10 protein-coding genes are annotated in these 16,277 nt (G+C 40.7%); 2 read left to right on the forward strand and 8 right to left on the reverse strand.

Translation table 11 applies throughout. From position 1 onward, the window contains the following. Positions 1–256: 256 nt before the first annotated feature. The 3 genes from A3775_RS03125 to aroB form a co-directional block, all read right to left on the reverse strand. Positions 257–2,476, reverse strand: coding sequence for an O-linked N-acetylglucosamine transferase, SPINDLY family protein (locus A3775_RS03125; RefSeq protein ID WP_066381663.1), 2,220 nt, complete (start codon positions 2,474–2,476; stop codon positions 257–259). A gap of 164 nt (positions 2,477–2,640) precedes the next feature. Next, entirely contained in the window at positions 2,641–3,168 is a 528-nt protein-coding gene (locus tag A3775_RS03130) for a type IV pilin-like G/H family protein (RefSeq protein ID WP_066381664.1), read from the reverse strand. A gap of 302 nt (positions 3,169–3,470) precedes the next feature. Continuing rightward, positions 3,471–4,565, reverse strand: coding sequence for a 3-dehydroquinate synthase (aroB, locus tag A3775_RS03135; RefSeq protein WP_066381770.1), 1,095 nt, complete (start codon positions 4,563–4,565; stop codon positions 3,471–3,473). A 614-nt stretch (positions 4,566–5,179) separates the two neighbouring features. Between aroB and petL the strand changes: the two genes are divergently transcribed. Continuing rightward, on the forward strand, positions 5,180–5,275 hold the full coding sequence (petL, locus tag A3775_RS03140) for a cytochrome b6-f complex subunit PetL (protein WP_066381667.1): 96 nt from the start codon (positions 5,180–5,182) through the stop codon (positions 5,273–5,275). A gap of 220 nt (positions 5,276–5,495) precedes the next feature. On the opposite strand, the gene bioB is transcribed toward petL, so the two are convergent. Beyond that, a complete protein-coding gene (gene bioB, locus A3775_RS03145) occupies positions 5,496–6,500 on the reverse strand; it encodes a biotin synthase BioB (RefSeq protein ID WP_066381669.1) in 1,005 nt (334 codons plus the stop codon). A gap of 349 nt (positions 6,501–6,849) precedes the next feature. On the opposite strand from bioB, the gene A3775_RS03150 reads away from it, so the two are divergent. Beyond that, positions 6,850–7,428, forward strand: coding sequence for a GNAT family N-acetyltransferase (locus A3775_RS03150; RefSeq protein WP_066381672.1), 579 nt, complete (start codon positions 6,850–6,852; stop codon positions 7,426–7,428). Between the two features lie 79 nt (positions 7,429–7,507). Here A3775_RS03150 and A3775_RS03155 read toward each other — a convergent pair whose 3' ends face one another. The 4 genes from A3775_RS03155 to A3775_RS03175 form a co-directional block, all read right to left on the reverse strand. After that, positions 7,508–8,923 carry a cation:proton antiporter gene (locus tag A3775_RS03155; protein WP_066423798.1) on the reverse strand — a complete coding sequence of 472 codons (1,416 nt, stop codon included), beginning with the start codon at positions 8,921–8,923 and terminating at the stop codon, positions 7,508–7,510. Between the two features lie 194 nt (positions 8,924–9,117). Further along, the gene (locus A3775_RS03160) at positions 9,118–10,785 is read right to left on the reverse strand and encodes a SulP family inorganic anion transporter (protein ID WP_066381675.1); all 1,668 of its coding nucleotides are present in this window, start codon (positions 10,783–10,785) and stop codon (positions 9,118–9,120) included. A gap of 1,216 nt (positions 10,786–12,001) precedes the next feature. Further along, the gene (locus A3775_RS03170) at positions 12,002–12,277 is read right to left on the reverse strand and encodes a hypothetical protein (protein ID WP_066381678.1); all 276 of its coding nucleotides are present in this window, start codon (positions 12,275–12,277) and stop codon (positions 12,002–12,004) included. A 501-nt stretch (positions 12,278–12,778) separates the two neighbouring features. Next, positions 12,779–15,661 (reverse strand): glycerol-3-phosphate acyltransferase, encoded by a 2,883-nt coding sequence (locus A3775_RS03175; RefSeq protein ID WP_066423801.1) that lies wholly within the window; start codon positions 15,659–15,661, stop codon positions 12,779–12,781. Positions 15,662–16,277: the final 616 nt, after the last annotated feature.

The raw sequence follows: 16,277 nt of genomic DNA on the forward strand, positions 1-16,277 counted from the left end.
AGCAGTGATGTTTTGTGTTTGTAGTGAGGGCTTCAGCCCTCAACATCTCTCAGGGCTAGAGCCGCTTACTACGAACCTAAACTTAAAATTCCATAGCAGTGATGTTTTGTGTTTGTAGTGAGGGCTTCAGCCCTCAACATCTCTCAGGGCTAGAGCCGCTTACTACGAACCTAAACTTAAAATTCCATAGCAGTGATGTTTTGTGTTTGTAGTGAGGGCTTCAGCCCTCAACATTTCTCAGGGCTAGAGCCGCTTACTACGAACTAATATATTTCTGCCACATTTGGGTGTAAGCATTTTCCATCTCACGGGTAAATTGCTTACCATTCCATAGCGGCGATGTTTTTCTTGACTGTCTCAACTTCCAAGCGATTTGTTGTCTTAATGCTTCATCCTTACCTAAACGCACACCCCACTCTACATATTCTTCATCAGTCCAGGCGATACCTTCTGTAATACCAGCATTCATCATCATAGTGTAGCTGTTACGAGCGGCGAATTGCTCACCTACTCGTGTCACCATAGGAATACACATCCACAGGGTTTCTAAGGTTGTTGTCGCACCGTTGTAGGGATAGGTGTCTAATACTATATCAGCAATGTCTAAATTAGCTCGGTGAACGCCCTCTGAAGGCGCACCTGGAAGAAATCTGAGTTTAGAGGCATCTACGCCTTCTTCTTCCGCTAAATCATAAAAGAATTTTTGAATTGATTTTTCATCAGCAAATCCTTTAATTAAAAAGTAGCTATTAGGTACTTCTTTGATAATTCTTAATTGTAATCTTGTAATATGTGGATGACGTTTAAATCCTCTTTGTCCGCACATATAAACAACCGCATCACTCGGAATATCAAATTGCTCACGATGTACTTTAGGTACATTGACTTCAAAACCATCAACAGCTATATATGTTTGAGGTAAGCACCAAATTTTTTCTTTGTAATATTCTGATGCTGATTCTGGTAAAACGTAGGGGTCAGCAATAAAATAATCTACAGATGGACTACCTGACGCATCCCAACCCAGCCAAGTAGCTTGTATTGGTGCTGGTTTAAATGCTATAACTTCACAGGTTGTATCTAAAGTAATACTATCTAAATCAATTAATATATCAACTTCATCCTGGTATATTTCTTCCGCTAGTGACCAAACATTATATGATTTATAGGCTTTATCTACCTGGACGGTATACCATTGATGTAATAGATCAGCTTCTGTATCATTAGCAATAAAATAACCGTTAATTTCAAATTGATCTCGGTCATGATATTCAAATAGCCATCGCGCTAGCCAGCCAACAGAATGACTTTTCAAACAATGTGACAAATATCCTATTTTAATTTTTTTATGAGATTTTTTGGTTTTTTTTCTGTCTAAATGGCCTTGTGAATATTTGTCTAATTGCTCTTGTGCATAAATAGCATGATTCTCTTGGCATAGCTGAAGTATCTGGTTCTGAATAGGTCGATTTTTCAGGGGATGATCTTCAATATAAGGAGCAAAAAAATTGGCATTTATCAGCCTGACTACATTAATTTGTGACAAATTTTTAGGATTTTGTCGAATTAATTCCTGTAATAGCTCTTGCTGTCTTTGATTTACTGCACAAGATTCTTCCCAATGCCCCCCAGCACTCATTAAGCCTCTTAATATCTGGCGATTAGCAAAAATCTTGTCTGGCAAATTATCCACTAAAGAATAGAAGTGTTTAGCTGTTTCTATGCCACGCTCATATTCGCCAGCATTTTGATAAAAACCTGCTAAATGTCCTATACATTCAGGATTATTAGGGTCTAACCGTAAATAAACTTCAATTAATTTTGATGCTAATTTAGCTTGCCTATGAGCATAAGCTATGTTGACTGCAACAGGTAGCAATATTCCCAGTAAAATATCGGTGTTTTCACTAAAAAATGAAACAACAGCTTCCAATAATTCTAGAGTAGATTGTTGTAGCGGATTATAATTTAAAATATTACGTAACGTTTCAGATAAAATATTTAAATTTATTTCGTTATTCGATGTGGATTTAATTAAATCAATTACACAAAGCTCTTGTAAATGGTCTTCTGTATATTTCTCTAATTTGATATATAGCTGAATAAGTTGCAAAATATTTTGAAGATTTTGCGGATAAATTTCCTTGATATGACAACGAATTTTTTCGGCTAATGAATATTCTTCTAATTTTTCTTGACGTTCAGCTTCTGTTTGTAAAATATTAAATAAATCTATATTTTCATTATCTACCTGTTCACCTTCAACTTGCATCATTCCCATGAACCAAGTTGTTTGCGCTTCTGCATCTTGTCCTTGTAATAACAAGTTTAATCCTAGATACCAATAATGAGATTGAACATCAGGCTCTAAAGTTATCGCTTGTTCATAAAGACTAGCAGCATGGATGTAATTTCCTTTCAGAAAATATTCTTCTGCACGCTGAACCAATTGAGTGGAAGTTGAGGAGGAAAGCATAAAAGTTATCCAAAATTTTCCCAAAATAACGGATAGCTATCATCTGATAGATATCTGATGAAAAAATTGCAGAAATCGGGTAATGTAGTGGCACATTACCCAATTGAGCAAAATTTCTATGTAATCTTGCCTAAGAAAGCGATGAGAAAAATTCCTAACTTATCTTATCTTGCCAAAGACAGGAAACTACCTTGACAACCATTGATGTCAGTATAGTTACCGACTGTTGTTGTAGGATTAGGTGATTCACAAGCAATTGCTATAGTAAGTGCTTCGGATGTAGCACTATCGCCCACTGTCGTACCTACTAAACCATAGTAGGATTTCAGAGCAGCTTTAGCGGCTGTCCCTTTAAATTGGATGGGGCCAGTAGTAGTACCTGTAATTTCATAGACGAAGTTTTCCGTTTGCGTCTTGATACCTACTTGCAATTGGGAAATACTGGTAGCAAACTCTTGGTATTCTAGGAAGTATGCTTGTTGAGAACGGTTGACTGTACCTACGTAGTTTCTAGCTTCTGATTGTTTAGCTTTATTTACCTGACCCAGTAGTGAAGGTAACGCAATAGCTGCCAGTACACCGATAATAATTACTACCACCAACAATTCAATTAAGGTAAAACCTTCTTCTTCTCTATTCTTACGGTTGCTGAGGTGGCTGAGGAATTTGGCTTGCAGTTCTGGCTTGAGCATGGGTGTCTCCTGAAGTTTGGGGTAAGTAGATTGCGATCGCTCTGTTCTGGAATTAACTTACCCACTTGCAATCAGCAACATATCACTTTAGTAAAAAAATTTTCCTGCTCAATTTTTACCTACGTATATTTACGAGTTTTACTCCTATCGGCTATAGATATCTAGAGTTGATATCGTGCTTTTTACGTAGTATCTTCATCAAATTCCGGTTTAATCAATAGGATATGCTAAAGCAAAAAATAACACGTAATAAAATGATTTTGCGTTACGGCTAATTCTGACATAACCGTAACACACCCCAGTTAATACATATTCTGTAAAACTTGGCGGATAATATCTGCTGGTACTTCGTCGGTAATGGTGACTACGCCCATTTGGGTAGGTAAAATAAATCGGACTTTACCATTTTTGACTTTCTTATCTAGTTGCAGTGCGTCAATTATGCCTTCAATATCTAAACCCTCTGGTAGTTTTGTCGGTAAACCCGCTTTTTGAATCAGCGCATTTTGACGTTCTGTGTCTTGCTGCTGCCACATTCCCAATTCGACAGCAATTTGTCCGGCTGCTACCATGCCAATGGCTACAGCTTCACCATGATTCACTAACCGATAACCTGTTAAGCTTTCGACTGCATGACCAATCGTATGTCCATAGTTGAGAATTGCCCGCAGTCCGCCTTCTTTCTCGTCTTTGCTGACGACATCGGCTTTGGCTTGACAAGAACGGGTTAAAATAGTGTTTATGAGTTCCGGCTTGATGTAGCGTAGTTGGTTCAGATGTTTACTGGCTTCCATTTGGGCAAATAATTCAGCATCCCAAATTACGCCATATTTAATTACCTCTGCCATTCCGGCGCGAAATTCACGCATGGGCAGAGTTTTTAACACTTCTGGATCTACTAATACTAAACGTGGCTGATGGAAAGCCCCTATTAAGTTTTTACCTTGGGGATGATTTACGCCTGTTTTGCCACCGATGGCTGAGTCTACCATTGCTAGGAGCGTTGTTGGCACTTGTACAACATTAATTCCTCGTAACCAAGTAGCAGCAGCAAAACCAGTCATATCACCAATTACCCCACCGCCCAAGGCTACCATTGTTGAGGAACGTTCTAAGCGGTTTTCTAAGGCGACATCATAGAGTTTTTGAATAGAGTTGAGGGTTTTGTAACGTTCTCCGGCTGGTAGGCAATAGCTAGCCACTGTAAACCCAGCAGATTCCAGGGAATTTATAGTTTTTTCGCCATAATGCTTAAATATGGTGGGATTAGAAACCAGCAATACCTTCTTGCCTAGTTTCAAATCAGCCATCCGTTGACCAAGTTGTTCTAAACTTCCAGGTGCGATCGCAATCTCATAAGACTGCTGTGGTAAATTCACATTAATTATAGAAGTCATTACCCAAACCCCAACAAGCACAGTGGGCTGTATTTTACCGCATTTTGGGGAGTGGGGATTGGGGACTGGGGAGTGGGGACTGGGGACTGGGGATTGGGGACTGGAAGGGGGAATTAAACAGTGCTGAAAAACTTGCTCAAACTTACTCAAAATCCACTATGATTAGGGATAAGCGAAAACCAAGCTAAAAAAATTTTAGGCTTGAGAACCTGTACAAAACTTTTGAGAGTAGCCAGCCTGTAGCAAGGTAATTGAGAAAATCCAGAAATTTTAAATGGCTGAAAATCAGGGAGTAAAGTAGCAAAGCCTCTCAATGTAAAAACTCCAAAATAGGGTGAGTTACGCCCGATTTTAAGCCTGTGGACTGGATAATGCCGACATTACCAGAATGAAACAGGAAGCTAACGTCTTAAGTCTTTGAACAGATTTAAGCAAGTTTAGTTTAACGGACAAAGAAGCTAATGACTAATGACTAATGACTAATGACTAACGACTAATGACTAACGACTAATGACTAATGACTAATGACTAATGACTAACGACTAACGACTAATGACTAACGACCAAAAATTAATGGTTCAATATAGTTAGTAAAGTATTGTGGAGAAAGATAAATGTTAGCAGTAGTAGCTTATATTGGCTTTTTGGCTGTGTTCACTGGCATCGCTGTAGGTTTGCTGTTTGGTCTGCGTTCCGCCAAAATTCTCTAATTTAAGGGTATAGGGGTGTAGGGTGAAAGTGAGGGAGAATTCTACACCTTTACACCCTTCTGACTTGTCACGTTAAGTGGAAAAGCTAACGCGAAACCTAACCCCCTAACCCCCTTCCCTACAAGGGAAGGGGGAACAGTTAAAGCCTCTCTCCTGGTAGGGGAGAGGTTTGGAGAGGGGTTTTCCAAATACGGAGAAAAGTCAGTTACACCCTTAACTCCTAAACTCCTATTTGACTCACTACACGATTTGGTCTTTGGGATGGGGGACGCATTTCTAAGCCAAGTAAATTCAGCATTTCTTGATCTGCGTCATAATCTGGACAGGGGGTAGTGACTGTTAACATCTTGTTGTCGTCGCTGGAAAAGATGGAGTTAGCCCCCGCCATAAAGCATAATGCTTGTTCAACTTGAGAAAGTCTGGCTCTACCAGCACTTAAACGCACATCTGATGTGGGCATAATTATACGTGCTGTGGCTATCATCCTGACAACTTCCCAAATGGGGACATCTGGCTGATTTTCTAGGGGTGTTCCTGCTACTTGGGAGAGAATATTGATTGGTACTGATTCTGGGTGAGGATTGAGGTTAGCGAGGGTGTGTAACATGGAAATCCGATCCTCGACGGTTTCGCCTAAACCCAGGATACCGCCAGAACATACGGTAACATTGGTCTGCCGGACATTTTCAATTGTGTTCAGGCGATCGCTATAAGTTCTCGTGGTGATAATTGTACTGTAATATTCTGCTGAGGTATCTAAGTTATGGTTGTAAGCATATAGTCCCGCAGTTTCCAAGCGTTTGGCTTGGTCTGCTGTCAACATCCCTAGGGTACAGCATACTTCTAAACCCATGTCGGTGACATCTTTCACCATATCCAGGACTTTCTCAAATTGCGAATTATCCCGCACTTCCCGCCAAGCTGCACCCATACAAACACGACTTACACCCTTTTGTTTAGCGGTTTCGGCAATGTTGAGGACTGTTTGCTTATCTAAGAGTGCTTGGGGTTTGACTTCGGTTTGATAACGGGAAGACTGAGCGCAGTAGCTACAATCTTCTGGACACGCGCCTGTTTTAATCGAGATGAGTTTACAGACTTGTATCTGTTTGGGGTTATGATATTGGCGATGGACACTAGCAGCTTGATAAATTAGCTCTAGCAATGGTGTTTCGTATATTGCCCTAATCTCTGCTTCTTGCCAATCGTAGCGTATTCCCGACATTAGTATCCTTCTTCTTTACTGGATTGATCAACAGCTGTCTTGTTGTTATATCTCAGCAAAGTATATCTTTTGAGTTCAGCGATCGCATACCAGTTTTATGGCTCATCTCTTAATTCTGGTGTAGATATGAGACTTAGCTGATCAAGATTTGGCAAAATACTCACTATAGTAGTTGTCACCAAAGTCATTACTCACATACCATACTTTGATATATCAGTCAAGCCTCAGTATACAAAAAAGATGACTGCTGCTAGAAAGCAAATGTCAGCAAGATGTCAAGAATTTCTGCCACCTGATTGACAATTTATCGAGAATTTGGGCAAAAAAACCATATAAGTCAAGCTAGAGTATGAAATCAGAACTACCGATAATTACAAGCGATCGCCTACTATTACGAATAGGTATTCAAGAAGATATACCACAAATACTCAAATATTTTCTAGATAATCGAGATTTTCTCACCCCATTTTATCCTACCTGGGTAGAACATTTTTTTACAAAATACTATTGGCAACATCAAGTAGAAAATAATGTTTTAGAATTTATTCACGACCAATCTTTAAAGTTATTTATATTTCCGAAAACACAACCCACACAAGTGATTGGCACTATTAATTTTAATAATTTTGTTAGAGGTGCTGCCCATTTTTGTCATGTGGGATATAGTCTAGCTGAGACTGCCCAAGGTAAAGGTTATATGACTGAAGGATTAGGTGCAGCTACTGAATATGTCTTTCAAGAATTAAATTTTCATCGCATTATGGCTAACTATATGCCCCACAATCAACGTAGTGGCAACGTACTCAGAAGACTGGGGTTTGTGGTAGAAGGTTATGCTAGAGATTATTTATTAATTAACGGCAAGTGGCAAGACCATATTCTTACAAGTTTGATTAACCCTAACTGGCAAGTAAACAATTGGGAGTAGAGAGTGGGGAGTAGGAGCAGGGGAGCAGGGAAGTAGGGGGAGAAGAATTTTTACCCAGTCCCCAGTCTCCAGTCCCGAATTAACCAATTAAATCGGCTTTTTCTAAAGATTCTGAGGCATCCACAGACTTTTTAAACGCAAGACGCAACAAAGGCGGTGCTAAGAAGGTAGTCAGGATCACCATAATCACAATTGCGGCTTGCAGAGGTTTATCTAAAGTACCACTAGCAGCACCAATACCTGCAAACACTAGACCAACTTCACCACGGGGAATCATACCCACACCAACCGCTAAACGGTTAACACCAGGCTGACCAAAAATTGACCAACCGGTGACAACTTTACCAATAATTGCCACCACAATTAAGAACAAGGAGATAATTAATCCCTGTTGATTCTCAGGAACTACAGGATTCAGTACACTTAAATCAACTTTAGCTCCGACTGTGACAAAGAAAACTGGTACAAGAATATCAGCAATAGGCTTAACTTGCTCATCTAACTCTTTGCGCTTATCAGTTTCATCGAGAACTAAGCCAGCCGCAAACGCGCCTAAGATTGCTTCTAAATGAATGGCGTTACCCAAAAATGCCATAAAGAAGGCAAAGATAAAGGCGGGAATGACTAAATTACCTCGTGTTTGTAATTTGTTGGCAATGGCGACAAAGGTGTGATTGAAAAATTTGCCCAGTAAAATTGAGCCAATCAGAAAAACAGTAGCACTGACGATCAAATAAATGACATTGAAAATATCTACTTCGCCAGTTTTAGCCAAACTAGCAACCACTGCTAGCACGATGATGCCTAAGATATCGTCAATGACGGCTGCACCAACAATAATTTGACCTTCTTTAGATTTGAGATGACCGAGTTCTGAGAGAACTTTGGAGGTAATACCAATACTTGTTGCTGTCAGGGCTGCACCTGCAAAAATCGCCGGAATAACTGGGGCATGAAATAATAAAATCAGTCCGGCTGTACCCGCCGCAAAAGGAACTGCTACCCCGACACAAGCCACAATTGTCGCTTGATAACCGACTTTTTGCAGTTCTTTTAAATCTGACTCCAAACCGATTTCAAATAACAGAATAATCACACCCAATTCAGCCAAAATCGAAACCGCTTCACTCTGGCTGTTAAAAATGGCTGTGGCTGCATCAGGGGTAAGATTATTAATCGTTTGCAGCACTGTCATAATCACAGAGTCACCGGCTGTGGCACCGCTTTCGGGAAACACAACCAAATGCAGCACCGAAGCACCCACTAATACACCACCAACTAATTCCCCTAAAACTGGCGGTAAGTCTATGATTCTAGACAACTCACCCCCAATCTTACTGGCCAGATAAATGACTACCAAACTGAGTAGTACACCAGTTAACACAATGGGAGCATTTTCGGCGTTGTTTTCTGTTGTCAACAACAAAGGTGGGAAGATGGAAGTTAAAGGTGTAAAAAAATTCATCACATTAACTATTGGTTCTGAACAAATCATTTGACTTATCTGTAACTGCTCAAGTCAGTTACTGATTGATTTGGGCGCAAATAATTGGACAGGTGTTTACCTGTCCAATTTAGTTGTATCTTTTGCTAGAGTTTAGCTTGATTTAGTAGGGTAGGGAATGGGAAATCGGAAATAGAAAACATTTTTACTGTTGCGTTTTGCCTGTTTCCTGTTGACTGGTTTGATTAGTAGACAGTGGTAGTGTCATTACTCTTAACTAAAGTAACAGCTTGTTTTAGGGCTTCTACACGGTCTACAAACATGTGATGTGGAGGTACAAATCTGGAAACACCAAAGCTTTCTAAGCGTCGTTTGACTTTGCCGGTTGCACCGACGATGAGAACATGACGACCTTGATCGGAAGCGTCTTTGATAGCATTTTCAATGGACAAAGATGCAGTTACACCCAACATAGGTACGTCGCTGAGATCGACAATTAACACATCAGAATCTGCCATTGCTGAATGTTCACGAGAGATGGCTTTGGCAACTCCAAAAATCATCGGCCCACTCAAGTAAAATAGCAGGATGCGTCCATCAGCTTGATCGATCAATTGCTTCTCTTGTTCATTCAAGACGATGGCATCATCAGCATCACTAATGGTTTTAACTTCTTGCGCTTGTAATTCTGAAAGACGCTCAATAGTGACGATGTTAGCAATGAAAACACCTACACCTACAGCCACAATCAAGTCTACAAATACGGTGAGGAATAATACACCGTACATGATAGCTGTACCTTTCCAAGAAACCTTGTGAGCGCGTTTGAGGAAACTCCAGTCCAGAATATCAATCCCTACCTTTAAGGCAATACCTGCCAATACCGCCATTGGGATGCTTTCTGTTAAATTCGCTGCCCACAATACAACCACTAACAAAATTAACGCACGAGTTAAACCAGATACAGCAGTTCTAGCACCAGTTTGGATATTAACTACTGTTCCCATTGTCGCACCAGCACCAGGTAATCCACCACACAAACCAGATACCAAGTTACCAATGCCTTGACCAATCAACTCTTTATTAGATTTATGTTCAGTACGGGTCAAGCTATCTGCAATCACCGCAGTTAGTAGGGTGTCAATACAACCCAACATTCCCAACATCGCACCATCAACAATCATGGTTGTGATTTCCGATGGCGTAAAGGTCGGCATTTGCAATGTTGGTAGTCCCATTGGGATTTCCCCAATTCGTCTAATTTCAACGTTGCCAAAAAAGACGAGAGAAACTACAGTACCAACAATTAACGCTATTAACTGTGGTGGAACAAGACGCTTGATTTTAGATGGCATCAAGAAAATAATTGCCAGTGTCAGCGCACCCAAAGTTGCTTCAGCCGGATTGATTTTTGTCAAAAGTTCCGGCAAATTCTGCACCATTCCCAGCACTCCACCTTTCGGGTTTGGTTGCCCGACAAAAGGCGCGATTTGCAAAATAATGAGAATTACCCCAATCCCTGACATGAAGCCAGAAATTACACTGTAGGGCATCAGGGTAACATATTTACCCAGCTTAAATACCCCAAATAATATTTGAAATATCCCAGCTAGCATGACTACAGTAAAGGCCATTGCTAATCCGTTTTCGGGATCTTTGGCAGTCATGGAACTGACAACTGCCGTCATGACTACAGTCATTGGCCCTGTAGGTTCAGAAATTAGGGTTGGTGTACCGCCAAATAATGCGGCAAAAAAGCCGACACAAACAGCACCATAAAGACCAGATGCCGGCCCCGCACCAGAAGCCGCAGCAAAAGCCAAAGCTAGTGGTAGAGAGACAATTGCGGCAGTTACACCACCGAATATATCCCCTCGCAGGTTTCTAAAGTGGATAGTGTTGGTCAAGGACATTTGGTTTCCTAAAACAAGCAAAGACGTTTTGAAGGTTGACAAAAATTTGGGCAGTCTTGACTAAATTTTTTATTTCATAGGCATGAAAAGTCAAAACAAGAAAACACAATTTTCTTGATAAGTCAAAGACACTTACAAAAAAAGCTATATAACCCTCTTACATCACGAGTAAGTTTTGTTTATAGCTAAATAAATTCACAGATGAGAATAGCTTACAGTGTTTAAACCCAATATTGTACATTTGATTTCTTAATCGTTAAAACAATATTAAATCATAATCATCAATAAACACTTATACATCTCAATAAATCTCGGTTTGATAAATAATGGTATTGCTGAAGAAAGTGAGTTAAACATAAAACAGACAAGTTTTGCTCTATTGGTAATGTTTCTTTATGTTTTCTAGGTGCAACCATTTACTTTCTGCTGGGGTAGAGGTTTTGGCAATTTGGCAACTGCAACATTGGGCAAGCGGTTGTAATAGATATATCAAAAGGAATAGTTGGTATAGCAAGACAGCAATATAAGGCAGGGATCAAGCGTTGTCTCTGTATTCCTAGCCCATCGCCAGTTGTTGACCAAGGGTTGCAGAATGACATTACATAGTTACAGCCGTACATTTACAGTCATTGTTCACCGGTTCACACAACTGGCTTGAAATAAACAATAACAGAATATGTCTCATGATTAATAATTATTTTTAATGAATATATTAACGTAATTGTATAGATTTAGTAAATACTTGCTTGACTGTTGGTAAATTAATTAAAACAGCTTAAGTTACTGGTTAGAAATTTGTATCATTCCCAAAATCATCATAGGTTAACAAAATAAATTGCTAAAATAATAACGCCTGTATAACCGTTGCTATGCAATGTTTCTACACCTTTCAATCAAGATGGATGTAGGATGTAGGGTTGTAGGGGCGAAAAAAGGATTATTTCATACATTCCAACAGGTTGCAAGTTTTTTGAATGCGTGAATGCGTAACTTGTTCTTTCTAAGATGTTTTCAATCAACACAGGTAACAAAAAACCTTGTGTTGCTTGTATTTGTTGGTAGGGTTTGTAAACCCGTCCTTTTAGGACTGTTTTACGGCTGATCCGAAAATTGCCGTAATTAATCACCCCAGTTTCTCCAAGAAACCGGGGTGATTAACTTTCACAAATCTTAAAGATAGCTAGAGGAGAGTTTTAGTGTTGTCACAGTTGATACTCTATGATTGCCAAGGCGAAGGAATTGCGGTTGTTGAAATTACCTTATTAGCCATTAACTTGATTGCTGTTTTGCCACAATTGGGACAACGAACATCCAAAGCTTGTGAAGATTCCACTTCTACTTCAGTTAATAAACCTTGTTTACAGTGCCAACACTCAAAAATGACTCGATGAACTGGCTGGGTGCAGTCGAGTATTTTAACGTGTTGAAAATTTCTGGTTTCGTTGTCTTGGTTTCTTGGCTTGTAGGTTTTTTTGAGTTCTCTAACTTCCATCTTTGCTTAGGTGATGAGTTATTTTAGTGTAATAGGGATGGGGAATTAAATACTAGCAAATAAATATTTGCATGCTAAATGTTGGGTTAGGTCTAAATCCAGTCTATCAAAGTTAAGAGATGATTTATAAAGTCAGTATTAAATTTTAGTGGACTGACACGACTAAGGGACTTCCAGATAAAAAAATATTCAAAATGTAGGGTGCGTCAGTACGAGAACCCCTAGGTATACCGAGAAAATATTCATCCTGACACACCCTACTAACTGTCAATTGGGATAATTTATTTTTTGGTGTTCCCTTAAATAACCTTAAGATTTACGCATCAAGGTTGAAGAATTGATAATTTAGTCACACTCAATACTAATTTGGTAAGTTGCGATCGCCTGCGGTAGATGACTGTATAAAACTCACACAAACTGCTTTAAATCTACTGGTTAAATTTCTGACTTAACTAACAGAAATAGGGACATGATGGCGAAAATTGCCAGCACCAACTATAGTCATCCAGTCGGTCTTAAATCATTAGATAATTCCACTGTACCCCTAGAGCCATCTATTCTGACTCTTTGCCCATCTTGTAAAATCCATGTAGCACCTTTCACATCCATAACCGCAGGAATACCGTACTCACGGGCAACGATCGCACCATGAGAAAGTCTACCTCCGGCTTCAGCAATCAAACCGCCCGCCCTCACTAATAATGGAGCCCAACCGGAGTCTGTATAAGGTACTACCAAGATTGTATTTTGGTCTATGGCTGGCAAGTTTTGTAAGTTCCGCACTACCTTGATTCTACCTTCGGCTTGTCCGTGGCTGGCGGGAATGCCTTGTAATATTTGGTCTGTGTAAATACTGGCGGCGGGTGTGGGATGGGGCGGGATATTACCGTAGACGACAAGGGGGATTTGCTCAATTTGGCTATCTTGCTCAAATTGCGATCGCCTAAATTTAATCTTTTCCCTGAACTGTTGCTGTAATTCTACATCGGCATTTGCCACTAACTGCCTGACTTCATCCAATTCTAAAAAGAAAATATCCCCCGCTTGTTTAAGTAAGCCGGATTTTAACCAAATCTGCTCTAAAGCCATAAATTTCCAACGCAATACCGCTAACAAGCGCGAATAAACCTCAGTTACTCGTCCTTTGATATCTATACGTCGTTGTACTATCCCACCTTTCCGTGGGCTGGGTTCAAAATGCGCCTTTTCTGGTTCACTCAGTTGAATTAACTGTACAAACAATTGCTTGATGGGTTGGGGTTCTTCTTTCCAGGTAGGAATGGCAATATTAGTACCAACATCACTTAAATAGCCGTAATCCTCTAATAGTTCATCTAATTCGTAAAGAATCTTATTCCCCTCTGGGGTTTGCTCTAACTTCTCAAATACTTGCTCCGGCTCGCATTCTTCAGCTAATACTTGTTTAGCGTCGGCGGCTAAGGCTCTCAGGGAACGCATGGCGGCGACTTCGGGGGTGACGCTGTTATCAATTTGCTCATCTTTCACCCGAAAAATTCCCTGTCTGATGGCTGCACTTAAGGGGGCTAAAATGCTGTAGTATGTGCCACGCCGCAGTAGTTCTAGGTTTAAGTCTATCCTGTCTAATAATTCGGCTGGCTGTAGTTGTTCTGTGTCTTCATTAGCTAATTGTGACAAACCGGGAATAAATACCTGTTTGTAATCTTGTTTAAAATCCTTTTCTAAATTCAGTTCTTGACGCAGTAACTTGATTAACCCCGGCAGACTCTTCCAGGTAGACTGCAAGGGCGGTTTAGTGAATTTTGCTCCCCTGGTTAAAAATTCTAAACTTTCTGGAGGTAAGCCCATCCGTAGGAAAATATCCCCCAGGAGGGAGGCATTAAAATAAGCTCTGGAGTAATGCAGCGTTGCTGTGTCTGTAAAGTCTAATCCCTGTGCGCGATCGCCTAAGACTAAACTAAAAATATCTCCCCAAACGCTACAAGTCAAAGGACGATTAATTGACCATGTTAACGGATGCACCACACCGGGAATGACTTCGGCGGCAATTTTGCGTGTCCAGATTGGCAGTAAAGTAGTGATAGGTCGAGCTTGCAATATCCACAGAGTTTGACCGTCATAACTCCACTCAATATCCTGGGGTACACCGAGGTAACGTTTTTCCAGGCGACGGGCTAGGTATGCAACTTGCTTCAGTAATGCTTGGGGAACTCGTCCAGTTCCTTCTAATTGTACAGAGGAATGATTGTCTGTTTCGATAACAATAGCCCGATATTGTTCGGGTGTGACTTTACCAGAAACAACTTGCGTCGGGCTACCGGGTAAGGCTTCAATAATTACTGCTTCGCCTTGCTGGGTAATGGGATCACGGCTAAACGCCACCCCAGAATAGGCACTTTGAACTTGTTGTTGAACTAATACCGCCATCGCTGCATCTGGTAAATTGCGATCGCGCCGATACTGCACAGCCGATGCTTGATTGTAAGAATCTCGCACGTAGGCAATGGCTTGCTGCAATTGCTCTTTGTTGGTAACTTGTAACACTGTTTCGTACTGCCCAGCCGCAGAAGCGTGTTCTGAGTCTTCCCCAATGGCAGAGGAACGCACTACCAAGGGGGATAAATCTGAGGGTTGAAGAAATTCTAATAACTTTTCGGGTTCATCACCGGGAATCAATACCCATCCCTTCGGTACTGAGTAACCCCAGCGTTTAATTTGGGATAAGGTAGCGGCTTTCTGCCCGACGAGAGGCACATCTAACTCATCGTCTAAGCTGAGGATAGCGCGATCGCTCTGCAAATATTCAAATACTGCTTGTGATTGGTCATCTACCTCTTGGGCTGGTAAATTCAAATCATCGGGAATTTGTTTGTAAATCCACGCCAATAATCCTGCTAGGGCAATTGCTGCGAGAATCCTGGGAAAATCTTCAGCATGGAGGAGTACCACAAATAAAGGAAACACAAATAAAACTCCATACTTGACTACATTCCGCGATTGCAACAGCATAAAACTGATCATTGCCACTAAACCGACAAATATCGTTAAAAGTGGATCATGTACCAGCAAGCCCCAAACAACGTTTGTTGTTCCTGCCCCTCGCCCCATCGAGTATCTACCAAATACTAGAGCAATTAGAGCCAGCAATTCCCAAAATGATCCCTCTGGGAAAAACGCACGGGCTATTAACACTGCTGCTATTCCTTTCATGGCTTCTGACATAACTGCCAGAATACCCGCGAGTGTGCCACCGTGGTAAAAAGCTGCGGAGACACTAACGTTTCCTGTCCCTAATTGCGTCAAGCGTTTCCGCTTCAGTGCGTAGGTAATCCAGGCAATGACTGGCAACGCTCCCAAGCCGGGACAGACAATTAAAATAAATAAGGCACCCCAAAGTTCTATCATTATGGATGTTGGATTTGAGATTTTCTTTCCTACCTAAAATCTAAAATCTCAAATTATCAAGTTTTTCCGCAATTTTTTGAGAATTTTTAGGGCGCGTTGGTGATTTGCTCAACGGACAATCGGCTAACCTAGAAAGCTGGGTTGCCGATGTCCTTGTGGGCAGATATTGTTTCAGTTTAGCGCGTAGGCAGCCTGTAACGCCCAAATAATCAAAGCGGCGATTGATCCCAATAGTAACACAGTAGAGATGGTTACTACTCTGGGGGAGTCTGCCCCTTCAAATTTCATGATTCCTCGGTTTAAATCGGACATAGCTATTGTAATCCTCCCTTTGTTACAGTGCTAGTCTGTCCGTTTTGATTTTAGACCTTCTATATAAAGATGAGACTGTCTGATAAATAATATTTACTTTAAGCTTTGCAACGTTGTATAGAGGTTGGGGATTGGGGATTGGGGATTGGGGATTGGGGGATGATATCATGTCCGGCTAATTACTTATGATAAGTTTTCGATGCTGATCTTTTCTCTGTTCCTGTTCCCTGTTAAGAGTTCCCTGTTCCCTGTTAAGAGTTCCCTACCCCAACAGATATGATAACTATTCAAACGGACATGATAT

This window comes from Anabaena sp. 4-3 (assembly GCF_001597745.1).
Taxonomy (GTDB): Bacteria; Cyanobacteriota; Cyanobacteriia; order Cyanobacteriales; family Nostocaceae; genus Trichormus.

Bases quoted from the DNA above. Each gene is read 5' to 3' on its own strand.
- A3775_RS03155 (WP_066423798.1), bottom strand. From the start codon at position 8,923: ATGATTTGTTCAGAACCAATAGTTAATGTGATGAATTTTTTTACACCT.
- petL (WP_066381667.1), top strand. From the start codon at position 5,180: ATGTTAGCAGTAGTAGCTTATATTGGCTTTTTGGCTGTGTTCACTGGC.
- A3775_RS03130 (WP_066381664.1), bottom strand. From the start codon at position 3,168: ATGCTCAAGCCAGAACTGCAAGCCAAATTCCTCAGCCACCTCAGCAAC.
- A3775_RS03170 (WP_066381678.1), bottom strand. From the start codon at position 12,277: ATGGAAGTTAGAGAACTCAAAAAAACCTACAAGCCAAGAAACCAAGAC.
- A3775_RS03175 (WP_066423801.1), bottom strand. From the start codon at position 15,661: ATGATAGAACTTTGGGGTGCCTTATTTATTTTAATTGTCTGTCCCGGC.
- A3775_RS03125 (WP_066381663.1), bottom strand. From the start codon at position 2,476: ATGCTTTCCTCCTCAACTTCCACTCAATTGGTTCAGCGTGCAGAAGAA.
- A3775_RS03150 (WP_066381672.1), top strand. From the start codon at position 6,850: ATGAAATCAGAACTACCGATAATTACAAGCGATCGCCTACTATTACGA.
- aroB (WP_066381770.1), bottom strand. From the start codon at position 4,565: ATGACTTCTATAATTAATGTGAATTTACCACAGCAGTCTTATGAGATT.
- A3775_RS03160 (WP_066381675.1), bottom strand. From the start codon at position 10,785: ATGTCCTTGACCAACACTATCCACTTTAGAAACCTGCGAGGGGATATA.
- bioB (WP_066381669.1), bottom strand. From the start codon at position 6,500: ATGTCGGGAATACGCTACGATTGGCAAGAAGCAGAGATTAGGGCAATA.